The sequence below is a fragment of the Micromonospora sp. NPDC023966 genome (assembly GCF_040639095.1).
Classification (GTDB): Bacteria; Actinomycetota; Actinomycetes; order Mycobacteriales; family Micromonosporaceae; genus Micromonospora.
In genome coordinates, this window is the sequence record NZ_JBEZZJ010000018.1 from 14,452 (window position 1) to 37,395 (window position 22,944).

Below are 22,944 nucleotides of genomic sequence, written 5' to 3' on the forward strand. Positions count from 1 at the left end.
GATCAAGGAGTTTGCGTCGGCCGAGGCGGTTTTCCAGACGCAAACTTCTTGATCAACCAAGCTGGGCCGGAGGGCCGGAGGGCCGGAGGGCCGGAGGGGGGTGGTGTGGTGGGGGCCGTGAGCCTGCGGGGGTTCGGGTGGCGGCACGCCGGGCGCAAGGGCTGGGCCGTGCGCGGGGTGGACCTGCGCATCGAGGCTGGCGAGCGGGTGCTGCTGCTCGGAGCGTCGGGGGCGGGCAAGAGCACGCTGCTCGCCGCGCTGGCCGGTCTGCTGCCGGAGGACTCGGGCGAGCAGGAGGGCATCGTCGAGATCGACGGGCTCGACCCGCGCAAGGCCCGGGAACGGGTCGGCATCGTCTTCCAGGACCCGGAGAGCCAGTTGGTGATGGCCCGCTGCGGCGACGACGTGGCGTTCGGGTTGGAGAACCGCGGGGTGCCCGCCGACGAGATCTGGCCCCGGGTGGACGAGGCGCTGCGCCGGGTCGGCTTTCCGTACCACCGGGACCGGCCCACGGCCGCGCTCTCCGGGGGTGAACAGCAGCGGCTCGCCCTGGCCGGGGCGCTCGCCCTGCGGCCGGGGCTGCTGCTGCTCGACGAGCCCACCGCCAACCTCGACCCGGCCGGCGCCACTCTGGTCCGGCGGGCCGTCGCGGACGCCGTCGACGCCGACACCACGCTGATCCTGGTCGAGCACCGGGTCGCCGAGGCGCTGCCGCTGATCGACCGGGTGGTCGTGCTGGAGCCCGGCGGTGGCGTGCGGGCCGACGGGCGGCCCGACGCGGTCTTCGCCGCGCACGGCGACGCGCTGGCCGACGCCGGGGTCTGGGTGCCCGGCCACACCGTGCCCCCGCGGCATGCCGGCACGCCGCCCGGCGAGGTGCTGCTCACCGCCGACCGGCTCGGCCTGCCGCCCCGGCTGGCCCCCACCGACCTTCGGGTACGCGCCGGCGAAGCCCTCGCCGTCCTCGGCCCCAACGGCGCCGGGAAGTCCACCCTGGCCCTACTGCTCGGCGGGCTGCTCCGCCCCCGCACCGGTACGGCCACCGCCACCGAGGCGCTGGCCGGTGGGGACACCCGCACTCCCCCGCACCGCTGGCGGGCGCCCGCCCTAGCCCGGCGGATCGGCTCGGTCTTCCAGGACCCGGAGCACCAGTTCGTCACCGGCACCGTCCGCGACGAGCTGGCGCTCGGGCCCCGCCGCACCGGCCAGCCCGAGCCGGCCGTGACGGCGACCGTGGACGCCCTGCTGGCGCGGCTGCGCCTGGACCGGCTGGCCGGGGCGAACCCGTACACCCTCTCGGGTGGCGAGGCGCGGCGGCTGAGCGTGGCGACCGCCCTGGCCACCGCGCCCCGCCTGCTGATCTGCGACGAGCCCACCTTCGGCCAGGACCGGCGGACGTGGCGGGAGCTGATCGACCTCTTCGGCGAGCTGCGCGACGCCGGCCACGGTGTCGTCGCGGTCACCCACGATCCCGACTTCGTGGCCGCGCTCGCGGACCGGACCGTCACGCTGGAGCGGCGGACGCCCGGAGGTCGGCCGTGATCGGCGTCGAACCCGTCGCGGCGGCCGGCGCGCCGCTGGCCCGGCGCAACCCGGTGGCGAAGCTGGCCGCCGCGTTGCTCTTCTCGGTCATCCTGATCGCCACCCTGGACCCGGTCGCCCCGGCGATCGCCATCGCGGTCGAGTTGGCCGTGCTACCGCTGTTCGGCATCCGCTACCGGGTGCTGGCCCGGCGGGCCTGGCCGTTGCTCGCCGGCGCCGGCGGCATCCTGGTCACCCTGGTGCTCTTCGCCGCCGATCGCTCCGGCCCGGTGCTGGTCGAGGCGGGTCCGCTGCTGGTCACCCAGGGAGTGCTGGTCACCGCGCTGGGCCTGGTGCTGCGCATGCTCGCGGTGGCGCTGCCGGGGATCATCGTGTTCGCCACCACCGACCCCACCGACCTGGCCGACGCGCTGATCCAGAACGCGAAGGCGCCCGCCCGGTTCGCCATCGGCGCGCTGGCCGCGTTCCGGCTGGTGCCGCTCCTGGAGGAGGAGTGGCGGATGATCAGCATGGCCCGGCGGGCCCGGGGCGTGGACGCCGGCCGCAACCCGGTGGCCAAGCTGCGGCTGTTCGCGTCGACGGCGTTCGCGCTGCTGGTCGGGGCGATCCGGCGCGGCACCCGGCTGGCCGTGGCGATGGACGCCCGCGGCTTCGACGCCGGCACCCCGCGTACGGTCGCCCGGCGGCAGCGCTTCACCCGGGCCGACGCCCTGCTGGTCGCCGTCGCGGCGGCGGTGGCCGGGGCGGCGCTGGCGGTCAGCATCGCGCTCGGCACCTTCCGCCCGCTGATCGGCTGAGGCGGCGCCCCGTCAACCCCGCGGCTGAGCCAGCCCGCTCCGATACGCCAGCACGACCGCCTGCACCCGGTCCCGTACCCCGAGCTTGGCGAAGATGCGGTTCACGTGCGTCTTCACGGTCGCCTCGCTCACGAAGAGCTGGCCGGCGATCTCACGGTTGGACAGGCCGAGCGCCATCATCCGCAACACCTCGGTCTCCCGCGCGGTCAGCTCCGCCAGGCCGGGGTGGCCGACCACCGAGGCCGTCGCGGTGTAGTGGTCGATCAGGCGACGGGTGATCGACGGGGAGAGCAGGGCGTCACCCCGGGACACGGTCCGCACCGCCTCGGCCAGCTCCCTGGGCGGGGTGGTCTTGAGCATGAACCCGGAGGCGCCGGCCCGCAGCGCCCGGTAGACGTACTCGTCGAGGTCGAAGGTGGTCAGCATGATGACGCGGGTCTCACTCCGGGCGGCCAGGATCCGCTCGGTCGCGGCGATCCCGTCCGTGGGTGCCATGTGGATGTCCATGAGCACCACGTCGGGCTCGTGCCGGATCGCCAGCTGCACTGCTTCCTCGCCGTCGGCGGCGTCTGCGACGACCTCGAGGTCGGACTGCGCCGTGAGAATCATGCGGAGGCCGCCGCGGACCAGCGCCTCGTCGTCGGCGATGAGGACCCGGGTCATCCGGTGATCCCCGCCGGGGGTAGCACGGCGGCAGACGCCTCGGCGTCGAAGGGCAGCTCCACCCGCACCTCGAAGCCGCCCTGCGCGCGCGGAACAGCGCTGAACGTTCCGCCGAACAGCTCCACCCGTTCCCGGATGCCGGTCAGGCCGTGCCCGGTGCCGGCGCTCCGCCGGGCCGGGCCTGCCCCGTCGTCGACGACATCCAGCCGGAGGGTATCGCCGGCCACCTCGATCGAGACGCGGACCGTCGAGCCCGGGGCGTGCCGGGCGGCGTTGGTCAGCGCCTCCTGGAGAATCCGGTACCCGCTTACATCGGCAGCCGCGGGAATCGTGCCGAGGTCACCCGTGACGGCCACGTCGACCTGCCCGCCGGCAAGGCGCACCCCGGCGGTCAACGGATCGATCCGCCGCAGCGACGGCAACCCTTCCGGGACCGCCTCCGCGCCGCGGAGGATCACGAGCAGCCGGCGCAGCTCGGTGACCACCTCGCGTCCGACGTCCTGGACCACGTCGAGGGACGCGCGGGCCTGATCCGGGTCCCCGTCGAGCACGGCCTGCGCCGCTCCGGCCTGCAGCACCATCACCGAGACACCGTGCGACACGATGTCGTGCAACTCCCGGGCCACCCGCAGCCGCTCATCGGTCCGGGCGGCGGCCTCCCGCTCGGCGGCCAGCGCGACGAGCCGGGCCGCCTGTGCCCGCCGCATCCGCACCGCGTACCCGGGACCGAACACGGCGAGCCCGACGAACAGGATGAACACCCAGTCGGAGTCGCCGGCCATCGCGTTCTCGATCCCCAGTGAAACGAAGTAGCTGAGCGCGGCGACCGCCGGGGCGGCGCGGCCGCCTACGGCGACGCAGCCGAAGCACGCGGCAAGCAGCGCCAGCAGCGGCACGACCGGCCACTCCGGCAGCACGGGCGTGAAACTCTGCGCGGCGAAGCAGGCGCCGGCGAGGACGGCGGCCGCCCTGGGATACGCCGTACAACCGGCCACCGCCAGGCCGTAGCCCACCAGCAGCACGGTGAGCACGGCGAGCCAGCCGTCGGGAAGCGCCGCCAGGTCCGGCCCCGCGCCCTCGACGTAGCCGGCCAGCGGAACGTAGAGCTCGGCCAGGCCGAATGCGAACAGCGCGACACCGGCGAGGGTGGTCGTCAACTCCCGCCACCGGGCGCGGACGTTGAGGGCGGCTGACATGCGGGAAGGGTATCGACGGCGAGCGGAGTTCCGCGTCCACCCAGGGGTGTAGCGGCGGCGGCCGACGCTCCACCCGCGAATCCACTTCGCGGCCGACGATCTGGCCGGGTCCGGCTCCTAGCGTCCCTCCTACGGCTGAAGAAAGGGAGATTCTGATGGATGACAGGACCGGACGGCGGACGGGCCGGCGTCTCACGGCGGGTGCCCTGCTCGCGGGCGGCGTGCTCTACGGCGTCGCGAACGCCTTCTACTGGGTGATGTTCCCGGACGACGTGTCGGAGAGCGCCGGCAACGTGACGGTGGCCGCGGGAAATCTGGGCGCGTGGCGGGTGGAGACCGTCCTGTTCGCCCTGGCCCATCTGCTGCTGGTGCCGGCGACGCTCGGGCTGGCCGCCACCCTGGGCGGGCGCAAGCCGGTGGCGGCCGCGGTCGGCGGCGCCACCGCCCTGCTCGGGCTCTACTTCTCCACCGTCCACCTGTGGCAGTACAACGCGTTGTTCGGGGCGCTGGCCGGCGGCGGCGTGGACGCCGACGCCGCCCGGCCGGTGACCAACGCCATCGACGGGGATCCGTTCGTGATGGCCTCGTTCGCCGTGTGGCTGCTCGGCTGGCTGGTCGGCCTCCTCGTACTCGCCTTCGGCGCCTGGCGGGCCCGGCTGGTGGCGCTCTGGGTGCCGCTGGTCCTCACCGCCGGGCAGGTGCTGGACCTGCTCACCGAGGGCGTTCCGGTCAAGGTCGCGGTGAGCGTGCTGATGGTGGCCGGCTTCGCCGGCCTGGCCCTCGGCGTCGAGCGGTCGCGGCCGGTCGACGCGGCGGCCGAGCCCGCGACGCCGGCCACCGCCCACGCCTGACCAGGCGGACGGCTCGCAGCCCCGATTCGGATGCGGTTGTGGTCGCCGGGGCGACCGCAACCGCACCCGAATCTCCTCAGCTGCGGCGGAAGGCGTACCGGCGGGTCTGGCCGGCACGCTGGGAGCGGCCGGCGAGTCGCGGGTCGCGGCCGGGCGGCGGGCCGGCCTTCGGCGGCGACGGCGTGTCGGCCGCGGGCAGCACCGGTACGTCGACCGGCACGGCCGGGGCCACCGTGAGGGCATCGACGTCCGGCGGGGTCACGTCCATCAGGGACGGCTTGGACGAGGGCTTGCGGGACTTCTTCGGACTGCGTTTGGCGGGCATACGCTGCCTCCTGACTGTCGGGGCGCGGCGCACGGGGCGCGGGCGAGCGGGCAGGCTCCGGCGGGTCCGACCAGGAGACACCGCGATGACGGCGGCGGAGGATGCGGACGCCCGGAGCGGACAGGTCCGCGGCGCGAAGGCGGCGGGCCGGGGCTCGGAATGAGGGCGTCAGTTACGCATGTCGGCAGCCTAACCGAACGCTGCGGGGACCGCAGCCGATTTCCTGGCACCATCGGCGACATGCTGATCGCGTTCTCCATCACCCCGCTCGGCGTGGGTGAGTCCGTGGGCGACCTGGTGGCCGACGCCGTCCGGGTGGTCCGCGAGTCCGGGCTGCCCAACCGGACCGACGCCATGTTCACCACCGTCGAGGGCGAGTGGGACGAGGTGATGGCGGTGGTGAAGCGGGCCGTCGACACCGTCGCCGCGCAGGCGCCCCGGGTCAGCCTGGTGCTCAAGGCCGACCTGCGGCCGGGGGTCACCGACGCGATGACCGCCAAGGTGGCCCACGTCGAGGCCCGCCTCGCGGAGGGCTGAGGACGGAGTGTCACCGCGACCTCACCCGGCGTCGACGTCCCGGCCCGCCCCCGCGGCCACCGCGATACGGTCGCAGCACGGGCAGAGACGAAGGGTGGCGGTACGCATGGCACAGCAGGCGACGGCGCAGATCGGGGTCACCGGCCTGGCGGTGATGGGCCGTAACCTGGCCCGGAACCTGGCCCGGAACGGTTTCACCGTGGCCGTGCACAACCGCTCGCCCGAGCGCACCCGCAGCCTCATCGCCGAGCACGGCGGCGAGGGCACGTTCGTGCCCTCGGAGTCGATGGCCGATTTCGTCGCCTCGCTGGAGCGCCCCCGCGCGGTGATCGTCATGGTGAAGGCCGGCGCCCCCACCGACGCGGTGATCGACGAGCTGGTCCCGCTGCTGGAGGAGGGGGACATCGTCGTCGACTGCGGCAACGCGCACTTCGCCGACTCCCGCCGCCGGGAGGAGGCGCTGCGCGGGCACGGGCTGCACTTCGTCGGCACCGGCGTCTCCGGCGGCGAGGAGGGCGCGCTGCGCGGGCCGAGCATCATGCCGGGCGGCTCGGACGAGTCCTACCGCAAGCTCGGCCCGATCTTCGAACGGATCGCCGCCCAGGTGGAAGGCGTCCCATGCTGCCGGCACATCGGGCCGGACGGCGCCGGCCACTTCGTGAAGATGGTCCACAACGGCATCGAGTACGCCGACATGCAGCTCATCGCCGAGGCGTACGACCTGCTGCGGGCCGGCCTGTCGGCGAGCCCGGCGGAGATCGCGGAGATCTTCCGGGAGTGGAACGGCGGCGAGCTGGAGTCCTTCCTCATCGAGATCACCGCCGACGTGCTCGGGCACACCGACGCGGCGACCGGCCGGCCCTTCGTCGACGTGGTGCTCGACCAGGCCGAACAGAAGGGCACCGGCCGGTGGACCGTGCAGAGCGCGCTGGACCTCGGCATCCCGATCACCGGCATCGCCGAGGCCACCTTCGCCCGATCGCTGTCCGGGCACGCCGACCAGCGCGCCGCCGCCCGCCGCGCGTTTGCCGACGCGGGCGAGAAGTGGCAGGTGGACGACCGGGACACCTTCGTCGAGGACGTCCGGCGCGCGCTGCTGGCCAGCAAGATCGTCGCGTACGCGCAGGGCTTCGACCACATCCGCGCGGGCAGCCGGGAGTACGACTGGGACATCGACCTGGGGGGCACCGCCACCATCTGGCGGGGCGGCTGCATCATCCGGGCCCGCTTCCTGGACCGGATCCGGGAGGCGTACGACACCGAGCGGGAACTGCCCACGCTGCTGGTCGCCCCCTGGTTCGCCGAGCAGGTCGGCGCCGGGGTCCCGGCGTGGCGGCGGGTGGTAGCCGACGCGGCCCGGGCGGGCGTGCCCACCCCGGCCTTCTCGTCGTCGCTGGCCTACTTCGACGCGCTGCGCGCCGAGCGGCTACCGGCCGCGCTGATCCAGGGGCTGCGGGACAACTTCGGCGCGCACACCTACCACCGGGTGGACCGGGAGGGGTCGTTCCACACGCTCTGGGCGGGCGACCGCTCCGAAGTGGAGGCGTGAGCGCGCTCAGGCGAGCGTGGCGTGCATCTCCCAGACCAGGATCTCCGCCGGCTGGGCGGCGGTCACCCGTTGGCCCCCGGCCATGGTGATCCGGGCCGCGTCGCCCTCGTCGAGCTGTCCGGCCGCTTCCAGGGTCACGGCGCCGCTGGGCACGTAGAGGTGCAGGAAGGGCGCGTCGGGCAGGTTCACCGAGTCGCCGGGACCGAGCCGGGCGGCGTGCAGGGTGGCGTACCGGTTGCGGATCCGGATGGCGGAGGCGCCGTCGTACCGGTCCATGCCGGAGGCGACCGGCACCAGGCCGCCCCGCAGCAGCTCGTCGCCGATCTCGAGCTGCTCGTAGCCCGGGTCGATCCCCTCCTCGTCGGGGAGCACCCACATCTGCACGAAGTGGACCGGGTCGCGGTGCGGGGCGGTGCCCTCGAGCCGCCAGGAGTCGTTCTTCTCCGAGTGCAGGATGCCGGTGCCGGCGCTCATCCGCTGGGCCAGGCCGGGATAGATGACGCCCGAGTGGCCGGTGGAGTCCTGGTGGACCAGCGAGCCGCGCAGCACCCAGGTGACGATCTCCATGTCCTGGTGCGGATGGGTCTCGAAGCCGCTGCCCGGGCGCACCACGTCGTCGTTGTTGACCAGCAGCAGCCCGTGATGGGTGTTGGCCGCGTCGTAGTGCCGGGAGAACGAGAAGGAGTGCTTGGAGTCGAGCCACGACAACCGGGTGAAGAAGCGGTCCCCGGCCCGGCGGACGTCCACCGCCGGAGCGGGCGTCGTCGCCGTCACCAGGCACGCTGCCCGGTGTCGGCCGGCGCCCAGGTGAGCGCCGGTTCGCCGGTGCTCAGCTCGCCGATCTCCCCGGCGCGTACGGCGGGTGTGTGGCCGAGTTCGGCGCAGTGCTGCTCGGCGATCTCCGCGCAGATGTCGGCGACCTGCTCGCAGATCGGGCTGCCCAGGTCCGCCGCGTTCAACGCCATGATCATTTTGAACCGGAGATCGTGCATCGTCCACCCCCGTGGCGGGCGCGTCCCGGCGGCGCGCCCTGCGCCGATCGTACGCGCGGGCGCCCCGCTCCCGGCCGGAAAGCCGGATGCGGGGCGCCCGCGGCCCGGTCCGCCGCGACGCTGCGGCGGACCGTCGAGATCACCAGAACCGACGGCGCTTGGCCTTCTGCGGCCGCAGCATGTCGGCGCCCTTGGTGAGCAGTCGGCTCACCCCGGTCGGGCCACGACGGGCCTCCAGGGAGTGGCTGAGCCGGCGCGCGCCGGCCGCCGCCAGCGGCACGGCGACCGCCATGACCGCCCACTGGGCAATCCGCTTCTGAATCATGTGGGTTCACCTCCGCAATCTGCCTGCTGTCCGGATTGATACCCAGCAAACGGCGTCGGTAAGCGCGACCTCAGGCGCCGGGGGCCACCGGGTTGGGCAGCGCGCCGCCGAAGCGGCGGTCCCGCCGGGCGTAGAGCTCGCAGGCGTACCAGAGGTGGCGGCGGTCGAAGTCCGGCCAGAGGGTGTCGAGGAAGACCAGCTCCGCGTAGGCGCTCTGCCAGAGCAGGAAGTTGGAGGTGCGCTGCTCCCCGGACGGGCGGAGGAAGAGGTCCACCTCGGGGACCTCCGGGTGGTAGAGGTACTTCGCGATGGTCTTCTCGCTGACCTTGCCCGGGTCGATCCGGCCGGCGGCCGCGTCGCGGGCGATCGCGGCGGCGGCGTCGGCGATCTCCGCCTGACCGCCGTAGTTGACGCAGAACTGGAGGGTCAGTTTCGAGTTGCCCCGGGACATCTCCTCGGCGGTCTGCAGCTCGGAGATGACGCTCTTCCAGAGCCGCCCGGCCCGGCCGGACCAGACCACCCGGACGCCCAGGTCGACGAGCTGGTCGCGGCGGCGCCGGATGACGTCCCGGTTGAAGCCCATCAGGAAGCGGACCTCCTCCGGCGAGCGCCGCCAGTTCTCGGTGGAGAAGGCGTACGCCGACAGGTAGGGGACGCCCAGCTCGATCGCGCCCTCGATGGTGTCGAAGAGGCTGTGCTCGCCCTGCTCGTGACCCTTGGTCCGGGGCAGCCCGCGCTCCTTGGCCCAGCGGCCGTTGCCGTCCATCACCACGGCCACGTGCTTCGGCAACGCGTCGGCCGGCAGCGCCGGCGGCCGGGCGCCGGAGGGGTGCGGAGTCGGTGGCACCGGCTCACGCCGGCCGGCCCTCATCGATCGGATCACTCGGTAATCTCCCTGTTCACACCAGCGGCGGCGGGCCCGTCGCCGGTGCGCGGCGGGACCACACCCGGCCCCGCGCCGCCGGGCGGCGGGACCGCGCCGGACGCCGGGGCACCCCGGTCGACCAGCGGCAGCGAGCGTAGCGCGCGTTCCAGGTGCCACTGGAGGTGCGCCGCGACCAGGCCGCTGCACTCGCGGCGCACACCGGTCTCGGTGGCGTCGGCGTACGCCCAGTCGCCGGTGGTCAGCGCGGACATCAGCTCGATGGTGGCCGGGGCGGGGTGGGCGGCGCCCGGGGGACGGCAGTCCGGGCAGACCGCGCCCCCGGCCGGCACCGAGAAGGCCCGGTGCCGCCCCGGGGTGCCGCAGACCGCGCAGGCGATCAGCGCCGGCGCCCACCCGGCGAAGGCCATGCCGCGCAGCAGGTAGGCGTCGAGCACCAGGGTGGTGGCGTGCTCGCCGACGGCCAGCGAGCGCAGCGCGCCGAGGGTGAGCTGGAACAGCCGCAGCGAGGGCTCCCGCTCGATCGGGGTGAGCCGCTCGGCGGTCTCGGCGATCGCGCTGGCCGCCGTGTAGCGGGGATAGTCGCCGAGGAACCGCTTGCCGTAGAGGTCGATCCCCTCGACCTGGCTGACGGTGTGCAGCGAGCTGCCGTGGTTGCCCTTGGGGTCGCCGGCGAGCTGGAGGTCGACGTGCCCGAACGGCTCCAGCCGGGCGCCGAACTTGCTGGTGGTCCGCCGTACGCCCCGGGCGACCGCGCGCAGCCGGCCGTGCCGGCGGGTGAGCAGGGTGATGATCCGGTCGGACTCCCCCAGCTTCTGCACGCGCAGCACCACCGCGTCGTCGCGGTAGAGCTGTCGGCGGTATCCGGCCATCGGGCCATTCTCCCTCGGGGTGCGATCTCAGGGTCTCCTCGGGGTGGATCCGCGGTCGAACCCGGATGTGCCGCCCGCAGGGTCGGCCGTAGCGTCCTGGCCATGGCTCTGCACCGGACCGCCGTCGCCGCCGCCGCGGCCGCCACCCTGATCGTCCTCGCCGGGTGCGACACCCTCTCGTTCCGCCGCCTCGACTACGACCAGACCGAGCGCGTGAAGATCACCCGGATCACCGTGCCGGCCGGCGGCGCGGGCGACGTGACGATCCGGGCCACCGGTTCGGCGGACCAGGTGCGGATCAAGCGAGTCGTCCGCTACGAGGGCGGGGAGCCGGACACCCGGTACGAGATCAAGGGCGACGAGCTGGTGCTGCCGAGCGACTGCGGCCCCCGCTGCACGGTGTCCTGGGAGGTGACCGCCCCGGAGGGGGTGACGGTGCGCGGCGAGGCCAGCTCCGGGAACGTCACCCTGCACCGGGTCGGCCCGGTGGACTTCACCCTGCGCTCCGGCGACATCAACGTGACCGAGGCCCGGGGCGAGGTTCGCGCCACCACCACCTCGGGCAACATCGAGGTGGTCGACGCCACCGGCCCGGTCCGGCTGCGCGCCTCCTCCGGCGACATCACCGCGCGGCGGCTCGCCGCCGGGGTGGATGCGGAGGCCACTTCGGGCAACCTCGTCGTCGAGCTGGACCAGCCGGCCGCGGCCCGCCTGCACGCGACGAGCGGCGACGTCGACCTGACCGTGCCCGAGGGCCGCTACCGGGTGCGGGCGGACGCCAAGTCCGGCGACACCGACCTCGCCGTGCCGAACGACCCCGGCGCCTCCATGCTGCTCGACGTCTCCGCCAGCAGCGGCAACGTCACGGTCAACAGCCGCTGAGGCCGGTCAGCGCGGGGTGAGGTCGGACCGCTCGGGCGCGCGGCGCGGGGCCGGGACCCGGGCGCCGACGGTCGCCAGTTCGGTCCCCGCGCCGGCGGGCGCCGGGCTGGCCGGTGCGGCCGCCGCCCGCTCGGCCGCGGTCCGCCGGGGTCGGCCGGGCACCAGTTCCGGGGTACGCCGGGCGGCCAGGTCCTCGACCCAGCCGACGAGCAGGGCGACCACGCCGACCAGCACGAACACCAGCGCCACCCGGACCGCCAACCCGAGCGGGTCCTGGTGCGACCAGCCGACCACGTCCACCAGCGGGGTGAGCGCCACCACGAACGGCATGTGCCAGAGGTAGACGGTCAGCGCACGACGGTTCAGCAGGGTGACCACCCCGCCCAGCGCCCGATGGCGGTCGACCCAGGGCGCCGCGGCCGGCGCGCGGCCGATCGCCACCAGGATGAACGCCGCCGACCAGAGCGCGTTGCCCAGGTGGATGTCGTTCAGGTCGTGCCCGCGCGGGCCGGGGTGGGTGAAGATCCAGCCCAGCCCGGCCGCGCCGAGGGCCACCGCGACCGGGACGAGCACCCGGTTGGCCGTGCGGCGCAGCAGGCCGTCGTGGTGGGCGAAGCCGAGCAACCAGGCACCGAAGTAGAGGCCGAACTCGCGCAGCACGACCGGCGGGTTCGCCAGCACGCCGAACTCGATCGCCGCGAGCAGCGCGTACGGGGCCAGCAGGGTGGGCAGCGGGGCCCGGCGGAACAGCCACAACGCCACCGGCGAGGCGAGCACGAACCAGAGGTAGTCCCGCAGGTACCAGATCGGGCTCAGCGCGAGGGCGCCCCAGTGGTTGGCCGGAGGGTCGCTGACCGGGAAGAGCCAGACCAGCACCTTCGGGGTGAGCGGCAGCCCGGTGAGCAGCATGGCCGGCACGAAGACGGCGGCGAGCACCCAGAGCGACGGCAGCAGCCGGCGCAGCCGGCGCCCCACGGCCGGTACGCCGCTCCGGTCCAGCGACGCGGCCATCAGCGAGCCGGCGAGCGCGAACATCACCGACATCGCCGGGAAGATCAGGGTCAGGGTCGCCCATCCGGTGACGTGATAGACGACGACGCGCACGATGGCCAGGAAGCGGAGCAGGTCGAGGTATCGGTTTCGCATCAGCTCGCGGGGGCGTCGGGGGCAGGAGGCAACGCCTCCCTACCCTCCGACGCGACCGCGACAAACGGCGCGCGGGCCGGGGTCAAAAGTGAAACATCCCATAAAGCCGACCGATCCGGACCGGCCCGGCAACAGCCGCAACGCGGACCGCCGGCCCCGGGAGTCCGGAACCGGCGGTCCGGCGTACGGGGTCAGAAGCCGAGCTTGCGCAGCTGCTTCGGGTCGCGCTGCCAGTCCTTGGCGACCCGGACGTGCAGGTCCAGGTAGACCCGGGTGCCGAGCAACTCCTCGATCTGCCGGCGGGCGTTGATGCCGACCTGCTTGAGCCGGCTGCCCCGGTGACCGATCACGATCGCCTTCTGGCTCGGTCGCTCCACGTACACGTCCGCGTAGATCTTGGTGACGTTGCCCTCGGGGATCATCTCCTCGACCACCACGGCGATGGAGTGCGGCAGCTCGTCGCGGACCCCCTCCAGGGCGGCCTCGCGGACCAGCTCGGCGACGAGCACCTGCTCGGGGTCGTCGGTGAGCATGTCGTCCGGGTAGAGCTGCGGCGACTCGGGCAGGTAGCCGGTCATCACGTCGACCAGGGTGTCCACCTGATGCCCGGAGACCGCGCTCACCGGCACCACGTCGGAGAACTCGCCCATCTCGCTCACCGCGAGCAGCTGCTCGGCCAGCCGCTTCTTGTCCACCAGGTCGGTCTTGGTGACCACGGCCAGCACGGTGGCCCGCAGGCTGGCCAGCTCGCCGGTGATGAACCGGTCGCCCCGCCCGATCGGCTCGTTCGCCGGGATGCAGAGGCCGATCACGTCGACCTCGCTCCAGGTCTCCCGGACCAGGTCGTTCAGCCGCTCGCCGAGCAGCGTGCGGGGGCGGTGCAGGCCCGGGGTGTCGACCAGCACGAGCTGCGACTCCGGGCGGTGCAGCACGGCCCGGATGATGTGCCGGGTGGTCTGCGGCTTGTTCGAGGTGATTGCGATCTTGGTGCCGACGATCGCGTTGGTGAGCGTCGACTTGCCGGCGTTCGGCCGCCCGACGAAGCAGCCGAAACCGGCCCGGTAGGGACGCTGCTGGACCTCGGTCACTCGACCACCGTGCCGAGGACGGTGCCGTCCGGCGCGGCCACGTGGATCGGCGCGTCGGCGGAGAGGTCGCGGACCGCGGTGTGCCCCGCGCCGTCCAGCGTCGAGGCCTCGGTCACCACCACGGCCGCCTCCAGCCGGCTCGCGCCGGCGGCAACCGCCGAGGCGACCGCGAGCTGGAGCGCGGTCAGGGTCAGCGACGGCAGCGCCACGCTGGCCGCCGCGTACGTCCGGCCGTCCTGGTCGCGGACCGCCGCGCCCTCCACGGCGCCGATTCGGCCCCGCGCCCCCCGGGCCAGGACGACCAGCTTGCCGTCCTCGGCGCTCAGCTCGGCCGGGTCGGACGGGGTGGGCCGGGCGGCCGGCACGGCGGGTGACTCAGGCATCGGCGGGTTGCCTCTCCTCGGAACGGTTGTGGTTGCCACGGGGATCGGCCTGCTCGCCGCGCCCCGCGCTGTCCGGCGCGTCGCCCGGCTCGGCCCGGCTGACCAGCACGGTGTCGATCCGGTTGCGCCGCCCGGTGGTGCCCTCGGCGATCAGCCGGAGCCCGGCCACCGCGGCCTCGGCGCCCGGGAGCGGCACCCGGCCGAGCGCCTGGGCGAGCAGGCCACCGACCGTCTCCACCTCGTCGGTGGGCAGTTCGGTGTCGAACAGCTCGCCCAGATTCTCCACCGGCAGCCGGGCGGTCACCCGCACGGCCCCGTCCGCCAGGCGCTCGACCGGCGGGCGCTCGACATCGTACTCGTCGGTGATCTCGCCGACGATCTCCTCCAGGATGTCCTCGATGGTGACCAGGCCACCGGTGCCGCCGTACTCGTCGACGACGATGACCAGGTGGTTGCGGGCCGCCTGCATCTCGGAGAGCAGGTCGTCGACCGGCTTGGACTCGGGCACGAAGGTCGCCGGGCGCATCAGCTCGGCCACCGGCATCTGCCGGGCCTCCGGGGCGCCCTGGATTCGCCGGATCAGGTCCTTGAGATAGAGCACGCCGAGCACGTCGTCGACGTTCTCGCCGATCACCGGGATCCGGGAGAAGCCGGACCGCAGGAAGAGCGCCAGCGCCTGGGCGAGGGTCTTGCGATCCTCTATCCACACCATCTCGGTCCGGGGCACCATCACCTCGCGGGCGATGGTGTCGCCGAGCGCGAAGACGGAGTGGATCATCTGCCGCTCGCCGTGCTCGACCACGCCCCGCTGCTCGGCCAGGTCGACCAGCTCACGCAGCTCGACCTGGGTGGCGAACGGGCCCTCCCGGAAGCCGCGCCCCGGGGTGACCGCGTTGCCGATCAGGATCAGCAGCGAGGCCAGCGGGTTGAGCGCCCGGCCCAGCCAGCGCACCAGCGGCGCGACCGCGCGGCCCACCGCGTAGGCGTGCTGCCGGCCGAGGGTGCGCGGCGCGACGCCGACCACCACGAAGCTGACCACGGTCATCGCGCCTGCGGTGACCAGGGCGGCCCGCCAGCCGGCGCCGAAGGTGTCCACCGCGACCAGCGCGACCAGCGTGGTGGCGGTCAGCTCGGCCAGCAGCCGGAGCAGGAGCAACAGGTTGAGGTGGCGGACCACGTCGCCGGCGACCGCCTGGAGGGTACGCGCGCCGCGCGCGCCGTCCCGGGCCAGCTCGGCGGCCCGGGCCGGGGAGACGGCGGCCAGCGCGGCCTCGGTCATCGCGATCAGCCCGGCGAGCACCACCAGCCCCGCCGCGACGGCGAGGAGTGGGAGATCGGGCAGACCGGCGGGCGCGCCGCCGGCCGCCAGGGTGGCTGTCACTGTGATCGGGTCGACCGCCAGCTGGCCAGCAGTCGGGCCTGGAGACCGAACATCTCCCGCTCCTCCTCCGGCTCGGCGTGGTCGTAGCCGAGCAGGTGCAGCACGCCGTGCACGGTGAGCAGGTGCAGCTCGTCGGCGGTGGAGTGCCCGGCGGTGGCCGCCTGCTTGGCCGCCACCTCCGGGCAGAGCACGATGTCGCCGAGCAGGGCCGGTTCGCCGCCGGCCGGGGCGCTCTCCCCCGGGCCGTGGTCGACGCTGCCCTCGTCCATGGGGAAGGCGAGCACGTCGGTCGGGCCGTCGCCACCCATCCAGCGGTGGTTCAGCTCCGACATGTATTCGATGTCGACCAGCAGCACGGAGAGCTCGGCGAGGGGGTTGACCCCCATCTCGTCGAGGGCGTGCCGGGCGACGGCGAGCACGGCGTCGGTGTCGACGTCGACACCGGACTCGTTGGCGATCTCGATGGACAACTGTCTTCCTCTGGTGGGTTAGCGGCGCCGGCCGGCCCGGCCGCCCTGGGCGGTCCGCCCGGGCACGGCGTGCACGCTCTGCGCCTGCTGGTTCTCCCGCTCGGCGTCCCAGCGGGCGTACGCGTCGACGATGTCGCCCACCAGCTTGTGGCGGACCACGTCGGAGCTGGAGAGCTGGGCGAAGTGCACGTCCTCGACGTTGCTCAGGATGTCGCGGACCACCCGCAGGCCGCTGGTCGTCCCGCCGGGCAGGTCGACCTGCGTGACGTCACCGGTGACCACGATCTTGGAGCCGAAGCCGAGCCGGGTGAGGAACATCTTCATCTGCTCGGGCGTGGTGTTCTGCGCCTCGTCGAGGATGATGAACGCGTCGTTGAGGGTCCGGCCCCGCATGTACGCCAGCGGCGCCACCTCGATCGTGCCGGCGGCCATCAGCTTGGGGATGGACTCCGGGTCGAGCATGTCGTGCAGCGCGTCGTAGAGCGGGCGCAGGTAGGGGTCGATCTTCTCGTTCAGGGTGCCGGGCAGGAAGCCCAGCCGCTCCCCCGCCTCGACCGCCGGCCGGGTCAGAATGATCCGGTTGACCTGCTTGGCCTGGAGCGCCTGGACGGCCTTCGCCATGGCCAGGTAGGTCTTGCCCGTGCCGGCCGGGCCGATGCCGAAGACGATGGTGTGCGCGTCGATGGCGTCGACGTAGCGCTTCTGCCCCAGGGTCTTGGGACGGATGGTGCGGCCGCGCCGGGAGAGGATGTTGAGCGTCAGGACCTCGGCGGGCCGCTCGGCGCTGCCCTGCTCGAGCATGCCGACGGTACGCCGGACGGCGTCAGTGGTCAGGGTCTCGCCTTTCTCGATCAGTTCGAGCAGCTCGCTGAAGAGACGCTCGGCGAGGGCGTTGTCGGCGGGCGCGCCGGTGATGGTGATCTCGTTGCCCCGCACGTGGACGTCACTGTTGACCGAGCGTTCGACGAGCCGCAGGATCTCGTCGCCCGCGCCGAGCAGATTCACCATGATCTTCTGGTCGGGGACCGTGATCCTGGTCTGCACCCGGGGCGGGTCGGGAGGTGGGGTGCCGGTCATAGGTCGGGCCGTCGGGCCCTACGCCACCTGCTCTCGAACTCGGCGCCGGGCCCTGCTGGCGCGGCGGTCGTGACTCCCATCGTATCGGGTCAACACCCGCGGCACCGTGCCCATTTCCGCCGGGCTCAGCCCGGCGGAAATGACCTGTCGTCGCTGGCGGGAGATCAATTGCCGGCGCGGAAGTCGTACCCCTCGAACGTCTCCTGGTGCCGGGTGAAGCGGTAGGTGGCCCAGTGCATCCGGACCACCGCGCCGCGCTCGTCCCGGGTGAGCCGGAGCAGCTCACCGACCTCCCGGCCGGAAACCGTGCGGAACACGTCCGGACGGTCCGGCAGCGGGGCGAACACCGCGGGCGGCCGGCCGGCCGGATCGTCCGCGCCCCGAGCCCGCAGCGTCCCGTCGTGCCAGGAGAAGACGTACTCGAAACCCTCACCCCACCAGCGGCCCAGCACGCCGCGCAGGTGCTCCGGGGCGGGCGCGCCGGGCCGCCACGGCTCGATGTCGGCCGGGTCGTGCTCGGCGGCCGCGGCCAGCAGCCGGTGCGGCAGCTCGAAGACCGGCACGCCGGTGCCGGAGGAGCCGAGCACCGCGCAGCCCATGGCGCCGGCCGTGCCGTCCCCGCCGCGCCGGCCGTAGACGGCGGCCAGGAAACCGGGCATGGCCCCGTCGTGCCCCACGTGCATCACCCGCCCCGGTTGCGGCACCAGGATCAGCCCGAGGCCGAAGCCGCCGGCCCAGAGCGTCTCGTCGGTGGTCGTCAGCGGCCAGCGCATCTCGTCGAGGGTGGCCGGCGCGAGCACCGCGCCGGCCGGGTCCAGCGCGGCCGGGTCGGCCAGGAAGGCCGCCCAGCGCGCCATGTCCGGCGCCGTGCTCCACAGCTGCGCGGCCGGGGCCACCGCGCCGAAGTCGGTGTTCGGCTCCGGCCGGGCCTCGTCGGAGTACGCGTCGACCAGGAACCCGGTCGCCGCCCGGTCGCCCGGCGTCGGCCCGGTGCCGGTCAGCCCGAGAGGGGCGAGCACCCGCTCGGCCAGCACCTCGGCCCAGGTGCCGCCGCGCAGCCGGGCGACCAGCTCGCCGAGCAGGGCCATGCCGAGGTTGGAGTAGTGGTAGCGCCGCCCGGTGGGCAGCACTCGCTCAACCCGGGCCAGGTCGGCGAGCAGCTCGGTGACGTCGGGCGCGCGCAGGCTGTCCCAGACGTCGCCGTGCGGCTCGCGCTGCAGGCCCGCGGTGTGCGACAGCAGCCGGCGTACGGTCAGCTCGCCGTGCGCCGGCAGGTCGAGGTGCCGCCCGATCGGGTCGTCGAGGTCGAGCAGCCCCTCGTCCCGGCACTGCATGACCAGCACCGCGGTGAAGGTCTTGGTGACCGAGCCGATCCGGAAGACCGTCTCCGGCCCGAGCGGGGTGTCGTTGCCGGTCCCGCCGACCGCGCAGGTCCAGAGCGGCCGGTCGGCCCGGTGCAGGGCCACCGAGACCGCCGGGATCCGCCCGTCAACCTGCGCCTGCCGCACCATCCGGCCGAGCCGGTCATGCACCGTGATCATGAGGGCAGTCTAGGCAGCGGCTCAGCGGCAGAGCATCGGGCCGAGCGGCGCGCCGCCGAGCAGGTGCGCGTGCACGTGGAAGACCTCCTGGCCGCCGTACGGGCCGGTGTTGAACATCAGCCGGAAGCCGTCCACGGTCAGCCCCTCCTCCTCGGCCACCACGGCGGCGGTGCCCAGCAGCTCACCGGCCAGCCCCGGGTCGCCCTGGGCCAGGGTGGCCACGTCCGCGTAGTGCTCCTTCGTGATCACCAGCACGTGGGTGGGCGCCTTCGGGCCGATGTCCCGGAAGGCCAGGGTGGTGGCGGTCTCGCGGACGATGGTGGCCGGGATCTCCCCGGCGACGATCCGGCAGAACAGGCAGTCGGTTCCCATCGAGGCATGGTAAGTCGTCCCGCACCGGCTCAGGCATGATGTGCCGCGTGACTTCTCGGGCGGTACTGGTGACGGGGGCCTCGCGCGGCATCGGCCGCGCGGTGGCGCGGGCGTTCGCGGCGGGCGGGGACCGGGTGGCGATCCACCACCGGGACTCCGCCGAGCTGGCCGAGGCGCTGCGGGCGGACCTGCCCGGCGACGGGCACGTGGTGGTCCGCGCCGACCTGGCCGACCCGGACGCGGTCCGGGCCGTGGTGGACGAGGCGGCGCAGCGGCTGGGCGGCCTCGACGTCCTGGTCAACAACGCCGGGGTGTTCGGCCCGGCCGATCCGCCGCACCCGGTCTTCGAGAGCAGCTACGAGCAGTGGCGGCAGCGCTGGCGCGAGGTGCTGGACACCAACCTGTTCGGCGCGGCAAACGCCGCCTGGTGCGCCGCCCAGCACATGCGCGAGCGGGGCGGGCGGATCATCAACGTCTCCTCCCGGGGCGCGTTCCGGGGCGAGCCGGCCAACCCGGCGTACGGAGCCAGCAAGGCGGGGATGAACGCGATGGCCCAGTCCCTCGCGGTGGCCCTGGCGCCCTACGGCATCGCGGTGGCGAGCGTGGCCCCCGGCTTCGTCGAGACCGACATGACCAACGAGCACCTCAAGAGCACGCGGGGCGACGCGGTCCGCGCCCAGTCCCCGTTCCAGCGGGTGGCCCGCCCCGAGGAGATCGCCGCCGCGGTGCACTGGCTGGCCAGCCCCGAGGCCGAATGGGCCTCCGGCACCATCATCGACCTCAACGGCGCCTCCTACCTGCGCACCTGACGGCCGCTCGACGGGTGCCACCGGCACCCGTCGCGCCCGCTTGCAGCCGTCCACGCAGCACCGACCGCCCGGTCGGTGCTGCGTCCGTGGCTGCAGAGCAGAGGCGGATGCGGGAGGTGCCCGGGGTGCCGCGACCCGCGCGGCGGCGGAGGACCGGCCGGTCTACCAGCGACGCAGGCGGGCGGACAACACGCTGAGCGCGGCCACCCCGGCCGTCGACGTGCGCAGCACCGCGGGGCCGAGCCGCACGGTACGGGCGCCGGCCTCGGTGAAGGCGGCCAGCTCGGTGGGTGCGATGCCGCCCTCCGGGCCGACCACCAGAACGATCTCGCCGGCGTCGGGCAGGGCGGCGGTGGTCAACCGCTCCTCGGCCTCCTCGTGCAGGACGAACGCGGCGGCCGCGCCGGCGATCCGCCGGGTCACCGTGGTGGTGGACTCGTCGGGCGAGCCGGCCACCACCGGCAGCCACGGGCGGCGGGCCTGCTTGGCGGCCTCCCGGGCGGTGGCCGCCCACTTCTCCCGGGCCCGTACGCCCCGCTCCCCGCGCCACTGGCTCACCGAGCGGGACGCCGCCCAGGGGACGATCTCGTCCACCCCGACCTCGGTCATCGCCTGCACGGCCAGCTCGCCCCGGTCGCCCTTGGCGATGCCCTGCACCACGACCAGCCGGGGGACGGACGCGTCCACGTACCCCCGGGAGGTGACCCGGAGGTCGAGCGTGCCCCTGCCGACGGCGCTGACCACCGCGGCGGCCGTGCCGCCCCGCCCGTCGGCGAGCAGCAGTTCCTCGCCGACGCGCAGCCGCTGCACAGTGGCCGCGTGGTGCCCCTCCGGGCCGTCCAGCGTCAGCGTGTCACCGGCCGGCAGCGCCTCGACCAGGAACAGCGGCGCGGACACCTCAGGCGTGCCCGTTGAAGGCGTCGCGCATCCGGGAGAAGAAGCCGCCCTGCTTGCTCAGCTCGGCGACCTCCTCGCCGCGGGTCTTGGCGAAGTCGCGCAGCATCCGCTCCTGGTCGGCGTCGAGCTTGGTCGGGGTCCGCACGTCGAGGTGGACGTAGAGGTCGCCCCGGCCGGTGCCGCGCAGGTGCGGCACGCCCCGGGCGCGCAGCCGCAGCGTGCTGCCCGGCTGGGTGCCCGACTTGACGTCGACCGTCTCCTCGCTGTCGAGGGTCTTGATGGTCAGCCGGGTGCCGAGCGCGGCGGCGGTCATCGGCACGGTGACCCGGCAGTGCAGGTCGTCGCCCTTGCGCGAGTAGACGTCGTGCGGCCGCTCGTGGATCTCCACGTAGAGGTCGCCGGCGGTGCCGCCGCCCGGACCCACCTCGCCCTGCTGGGCCAGCCGGATCCGCATGCCGTCCTCGACGCCCGCCGGGATCTTGACGGTGAGCGAGCGGCGGGTGCGCACCCGGCCGTCGCCCGCGCAGGTCGGGCAGGGGTGCGGGATGGTGGTGCCGTAGCCCTGGCAGACCGTGCACGGCCGGGCGGAGACCACCTGGCCGAGGAAGGTCCGCTGCACCGACTGCACCTCGCCCCGGCCGCCGCACGCCTCGCAGGTGGCCAGGTGGGTGCCGGCCGCGGTGCCGGCGCCGGAGCAGGTGGTGCAGAGCACGGCGGTGTCGACGGTGATCGGCGCCTCGACGCCGAACGCCGTCTCGTTCAGGTCCAGCTCCAGCCGCAGGATCGCGTCGGCGCCCGGCCGGGTACGCGGCCGCGGGCCCCGGCTGCCGCCCGCGGCGCCGCCGAAGAACGCGTCCATGATGTCCTGGAAGCCGACGAACGGGCCGGTGCCGCCCGGACCACCCGGGCCTCCCGCGCCCCCGCCGCCCGGGGCGAGCGGGTCGCCGCCCAGGTCGACGATCTGCCGTTTCCGATCGTCCGAGAGGACCTCGTACGCGGCGTTGATGTCCTTGAACTTCTCCTGTGCCTCCGGGTCCGGATTCACGTCCGGGTGGAACTGCCGCGCCAGCTTGCGGTAGGCGCGCTTGATCTCGTCGTCGGAGGCGTCCCGGCTCACGCCGAGAATGCCGTAGTAGTCCCTGGCCACTGCGTTCGGTGTCCTCATGTTCGTCTCGCGTTTGCGCCGGTCGTCGGCCGGAGCCGGCCGACGGCCCTGACTGGTCAGTTCTGGGCCAGCAGTTCGCCCACGTAGCGTGCCACGGCCCTCACCGTGGCGATGGTGCCGGGGTAGTCCATCCGGGTCGGGCCGAGCACGCCGAGACCACCCACGATCGTGCTGCCCGGGCCGTAGCCGGTGCTGACGATCGAGGCCGCGCGCAGGTTGTCGATCTCGTTCTCGTCGCCGATGAGCACTCGGGTGGTGCTCGGCTCGGCCTCCCCGATCAGCTTGAGCAGCACGACTTCCTCCTCGAGCGCCTCGAGGATCGGGCGCAGCGAACCCTGGAAGTCGAGCAGGCCGCCGCGGGTGAGGTTGGCCGTGCCGGCCAGCGCGATGCGCTCCTCGTGCCGCTCGACCAGCGTCTCCAGCAGCACGCTGGAGAGCGTGGCCATGGCCGGGCGCAGCTGCGGGGTGGACTCGTCGACCAGGGCCTGCACCAGCGGCGGGGTGTCGGAGAGCCGACTGCCGACCAGCTTCTCGTTGACCAGCCGGCGCAGGTCGGTCACGTCCTCGACGGCGACCGGCCCGGGCAGCTCGACCAGCCGCTGCTCGACCCGGCCGGTGTCGGCGATCATGACGACCATCAGCCGGGTGGTGGAGATCGGCACCAGCTCCAGGTGGCGTACCTTGGAGCGGGCCAGGCTGGGGTACTGCACCACGGCGACCTGCCGGGTGAGCTGGGCCAGCAGCCGGACGGTGCGGTGCACCACGTCGTCCAGGTCGACCGCGCCGACCAGGAAACGCTCGATGGCCCGGCGCTCGGCCGGGCTGAGCGGCTTGACCCGGGAGAGCCGGTCGACGAAGAGCCGATAGCCGCGGTCGGTGGGCACCCGGCCGGCGCTGGTGTGCGGCTGCCGGATGTAGCCCTCCTCCTCCAGCACCGCCATGTCGTTGCGGACGGTCGCCGGGGAGACGCCCAGCTGGTGGCGCTCGACCAGGGCCTTGCTGCCGACCGGCTCCTGCGTGGCGACGTAGTCCTCGACGATCGCGCGCAGCACGGCGAGCTTACGGTCGTCGAGACCCATCTCCCCACCTCCTGACGCACGTCGTCCGCACCGGCGGGCGGCGTCCGCCGGGCATCTGGCACTCGACTGTAGCGAGTGCCAGTCTACGTCGGCGTGCCCGCCGACGCGATGATCAGCGACGC

The 22,944-nt window shown here is 73.9% G+C and carries 26 protein-coding genes; 7 read left to right on the forward strand and 19 right to left on the reverse strand.

All coding sequences use genetic code 11. The features are described 5' to 3' along the window. The first annotated feature begins 108 nt into the window (after positions 1–108). Entirely contained in the window at positions 109–1,542 is a 1,434-nt protein-coding gene (locus tag AB0F68_RS22230) for an ABC transporter ATP-binding protein (protein ID WP_357341462.1), read from the forward strand. After that, on the forward strand, positions 1,539–2,339 hold the full coding sequence (locus AB0F68_RS22235) for an energy-coupling factor transporter transmembrane component T (RefSeq protein ID WP_357341463.1): 801 nt from the start codon (positions 1,539–1,541) through the stop codon (positions 2,337–2,339). Before AB0F68_RS22230 ends, AB0F68_RS22235 begins: the two co-directional genes overlap by 4 nt. Positions 2,340–2,351: 12 nt before the next feature. On the opposite strand, the gene AB0F68_RS22240 is transcribed toward AB0F68_RS22235, so the two are convergent. After that, entirely contained in the window at positions 2,352–3,002 is a 651-nt protein-coding gene (locus AB0F68_RS22240) for a response regulator transcription factor (RefSeq protein WP_357341464.1), read from the reverse strand. Next, on the reverse strand, positions 2,999–4,198 hold the full coding sequence (locus AB0F68_RS22245) for a sensor histidine kinase (RefSeq protein WP_357341465.1): 1,200 nt from the start codon (positions 4,196–4,198) through the stop codon (positions 2,999–3,001). The genes AB0F68_RS22240 and AB0F68_RS22245 overlap by 4 nt, the downstream gene beginning before the upstream one ends. Positions 4,199–4,353: 155 nt before the next feature. Here AB0F68_RS22245 and AB0F68_RS22250 point away from each other — a divergent pair, with 155 nt between their 5' ends. Beyond that, positions 4,354–5,049, forward strand: coding sequence for a hypothetical protein (locus tag AB0F68_RS22250; protein WP_357341466.1), 696 nt, complete (start codon positions 4,354–4,356; stop codon positions 5,047–5,049). Between the two features lie 76 nt (positions 5,050–5,125). Here AB0F68_RS22250 and AB0F68_RS22255 read toward each other — a convergent pair whose 3' ends face one another. Beyond that, positions 5,126–5,374 (reverse strand): hypothetical protein, encoded by a 249-nt coding sequence (locus AB0F68_RS22255; protein WP_357341467.1) that lies wholly within the window; start codon positions 5,372–5,374, stop codon positions 5,126–5,128. 240 nt (positions 5,375–5,614) lie between these two features. Between AB0F68_RS22255 and AB0F68_RS22260 the strand changes: the two genes are divergently transcribed. Both AB0F68_RS22260 and gndA read left to right on the forward strand, forming a co-directional pair. After that, positions 5,615–5,911, forward strand: coding sequence for an MTH1187 family thiamine-binding protein (locus AB0F68_RS22260; protein WP_357341468.1), 297 nt, complete (start codon positions 5,615–5,617; stop codon positions 5,909–5,911). A gap of 106 nt (positions 5,912–6,017) precedes the next feature. After that, positions 6,018–7,460 carry an NADP-dependent phosphogluconate dehydrogenase gene (gndA, locus tag AB0F68_RS22265; RefSeq protein ID WP_357341469.1) on the forward strand — a complete coding sequence of 481 codons (1,443 nt, stop codon included), beginning with the start codon at positions 6,018–6,020 and terminating at the stop codon, positions 7,458–7,460. 6 nt (positions 7,461–7,466) lie between these two features. Here gndA and AB0F68_RS22270 read toward each other — a convergent pair whose 3' ends face one another. The 5 genes from AB0F68_RS22270 to recO form a co-directional block, all read right to left on the reverse strand. Continuing rightward, on the reverse strand, positions 7,467–8,234 hold the full coding sequence (locus AB0F68_RS22270) for a pirin family protein (protein ID WP_357341470.1): 768 nt from the start codon (positions 8,232–8,234) through the stop codon (positions 7,467–7,469). Beyond that, the gene (locus AB0F68_RS22275; RefSeq protein WP_357341471.1) at positions 8,231–8,452 is read right to left on the reverse strand and encodes a thioredoxin reductase; all 222 of its coding nucleotides are present in this window, start codon (positions 8,450–8,452) and stop codon (positions 8,231–8,233) included. The genes AB0F68_RS22270 and AB0F68_RS22275 overlap by 4 nt, the downstream gene beginning before the upstream one ends. A gap of 139 nt (positions 8,453–8,591) precedes the next feature. Beyond that, positions 8,592–8,777, reverse strand: coding sequence for a hypothetical protein (locus AB0F68_RS22280; RefSeq protein WP_254337650.1), 186 nt, complete (start codon positions 8,775–8,777; stop codon positions 8,592–8,594). Positions 8,778–8,847: 70 nt separating this feature from the next. Then, positions 8,848–9,648: an isoprenyl transferase gene (locus tag AB0F68_RS22285; protein ID WP_357341548.1), complete on the reverse strand. Its 801-nt coding sequence runs from the start codon at positions 9,646–9,648 to the stop codon at positions 8,848–8,850. A gap of 8 nt (positions 9,649–9,656) precedes the next feature. Beyond that, positions 9,657–10,532 (reverse strand): DNA repair protein RecO, encoded by an 876-nt coding sequence (gene recO / locus AB0F68_RS22290; protein ID WP_357341472.1) that lies wholly within the window; start codon positions 10,530–10,532, stop codon positions 9,657–9,659. A gap of 102 nt (positions 10,533–10,634) precedes the next feature. Here recO and AB0F68_RS22295 point away from each other — a divergent pair, with 102 nt between their 5' ends. After that, a complete protein-coding gene (locus tag AB0F68_RS22295; RefSeq protein ID WP_357341473.1) occupies positions 10,635–11,414 on the forward strand; it encodes a DUF4097 family beta strand repeat-containing protein in 780 nt (259 codons plus the stop codon). A 6-nt stretch (positions 11,415–11,420) separates the two neighbouring features. Here AB0F68_RS22295 and AB0F68_RS22300 read toward each other — a convergent pair whose 3' ends face one another. The 8 genes from AB0F68_RS22300 to AB0F68_RS22335 all read right to left on the reverse strand — a co-directional run bounded on the left by AB0F68_RS22300 (position 11,421) and on the right by AB0F68_RS22335 (position 18,872). Continuing rightward, positions 11,421–12,560: an acyltransferase gene (locus AB0F68_RS22300; RefSeq protein ID WP_357341474.1), complete on the reverse strand. Its 1,140-nt coding sequence runs from the start codon at positions 12,558–12,560 to the stop codon at positions 11,421–11,423. Positions 12,561–12,751: 191 nt separating this feature from the next. Next, entirely contained in the window at positions 12,752–13,648 is an 897-nt protein-coding gene (gene era / locus AB0F68_RS22305; protein WP_357341475.1) for a GTPase Era, read from the reverse strand. Beyond that, positions 13,645–14,031 (reverse strand): cytidine deaminase, encoded by a 387-nt coding sequence (locus AB0F68_RS22310; RefSeq protein ID WP_357341476.1) that lies wholly within the window; start codon positions 14,029–14,031, stop codon positions 13,645–13,647. The genes era and AB0F68_RS22310 overlap by 4 nt, the downstream gene beginning before the upstream one ends. Beyond that, positions 14,024–15,433, reverse strand: a complete 1,410-nt coding sequence (locus AB0F68_RS22315) for a hemolysin family protein (RefSeq protein WP_357341549.1) — start codon at positions 15,431–15,433, stop codon at positions 14,024–14,026. Before AB0F68_RS22315 ends, AB0F68_RS22310 begins: the two co-directional genes overlap by 8 nt. Next, on the reverse strand, positions 15,409–15,882 hold the full coding sequence (gene ybeY, locus AB0F68_RS22320) for an rRNA maturation RNase YbeY (RefSeq protein WP_148431472.1): 474 nt from the start codon (positions 15,880–15,882) through the stop codon (positions 15,409–15,411). Before ybeY ends, AB0F68_RS22315 begins: the two co-directional genes overlap by 25 nt. 18 nt (positions 15,883–15,900) lie before the next feature. Next, positions 15,901–16,959 (reverse strand): PhoH family protein, encoded by a 1,059-nt coding sequence (locus AB0F68_RS22325; RefSeq protein ID WP_357341477.1) that lies wholly within the window; start codon positions 16,957–16,959, stop codon positions 15,901–15,903. Positions 16,960–17,123: 164 nt separating this feature from the next. Beyond that, positions 17,124–18,500: a serine hydrolase domain-containing protein gene (locus AB0F68_RS22330; protein ID WP_357341478.1), complete on the reverse strand. Its 1,377-nt coding sequence runs from the start codon at positions 18,498–18,500 to the stop codon at positions 17,124–17,126. Between the two features lie 21 nt (positions 18,501–18,521). Then, positions 18,522–18,872 (reverse strand): histidine triad nucleotide-binding protein, encoded by a 351-nt coding sequence (locus AB0F68_RS22335; protein ID WP_357341479.1) that lies wholly within the window; start codon positions 18,870–18,872, stop codon positions 18,522–18,524. A 47-nt stretch (positions 18,873–18,919) separates the two neighbouring features. On the opposite strand from AB0F68_RS22335, the gene AB0F68_RS22340 reads away from it, so the two are divergent. Next, positions 18,920–19,681 (forward strand): SDR family oxidoreductase, encoded by a 762-nt coding sequence (locus AB0F68_RS22340; protein WP_357341480.1) that lies wholly within the window; start codon positions 18,920–18,922, stop codon positions 19,679–19,681. Between the two features lie 162 nt (positions 19,682–19,843). Here AB0F68_RS22340 and AB0F68_RS22345 read toward each other — a convergent pair whose 3' ends face one another. The 3 genes from AB0F68_RS22345 to hrcA all read right to left on the reverse strand — a co-directional run bounded on the left by AB0F68_RS22345 (position 19,844) and on the right by hrcA (position 22,822). Then, positions 19,844–20,578 carry a 16S rRNA (uracil(1498)-N(3))-methyltransferase gene (locus AB0F68_RS22345; protein ID WP_357341481.1) on the reverse strand — a complete coding sequence of 245 codons (735 nt, stop codon included), beginning with the start codon at positions 20,576–20,578 and terminating at the stop codon, positions 19,844–19,846. A gap of 1 nt (position 20,579) precedes the next feature. After that, complete coding sequence (gene dnaJ, locus AB0F68_RS22350) at positions 20,580–21,725, reverse strand: molecular chaperone DnaJ (protein WP_357341550.1); 1,146 nt, start codon at positions 21,723–21,725, stop codon at positions 20,580–20,582. Positions 21,726–21,799: 74 nt separating this feature from the next. After that, complete coding sequence (gene hrcA / locus AB0F68_RS22355) at positions 21,800–22,822, reverse strand: heat-inducible transcriptional repressor HrcA (protein ID WP_357341482.1); 1,023 nt, start codon at positions 22,820–22,822, stop codon at positions 21,800–21,802. Between the last annotated feature and the right edge of the window lie 122 nt (positions 22,823–22,944).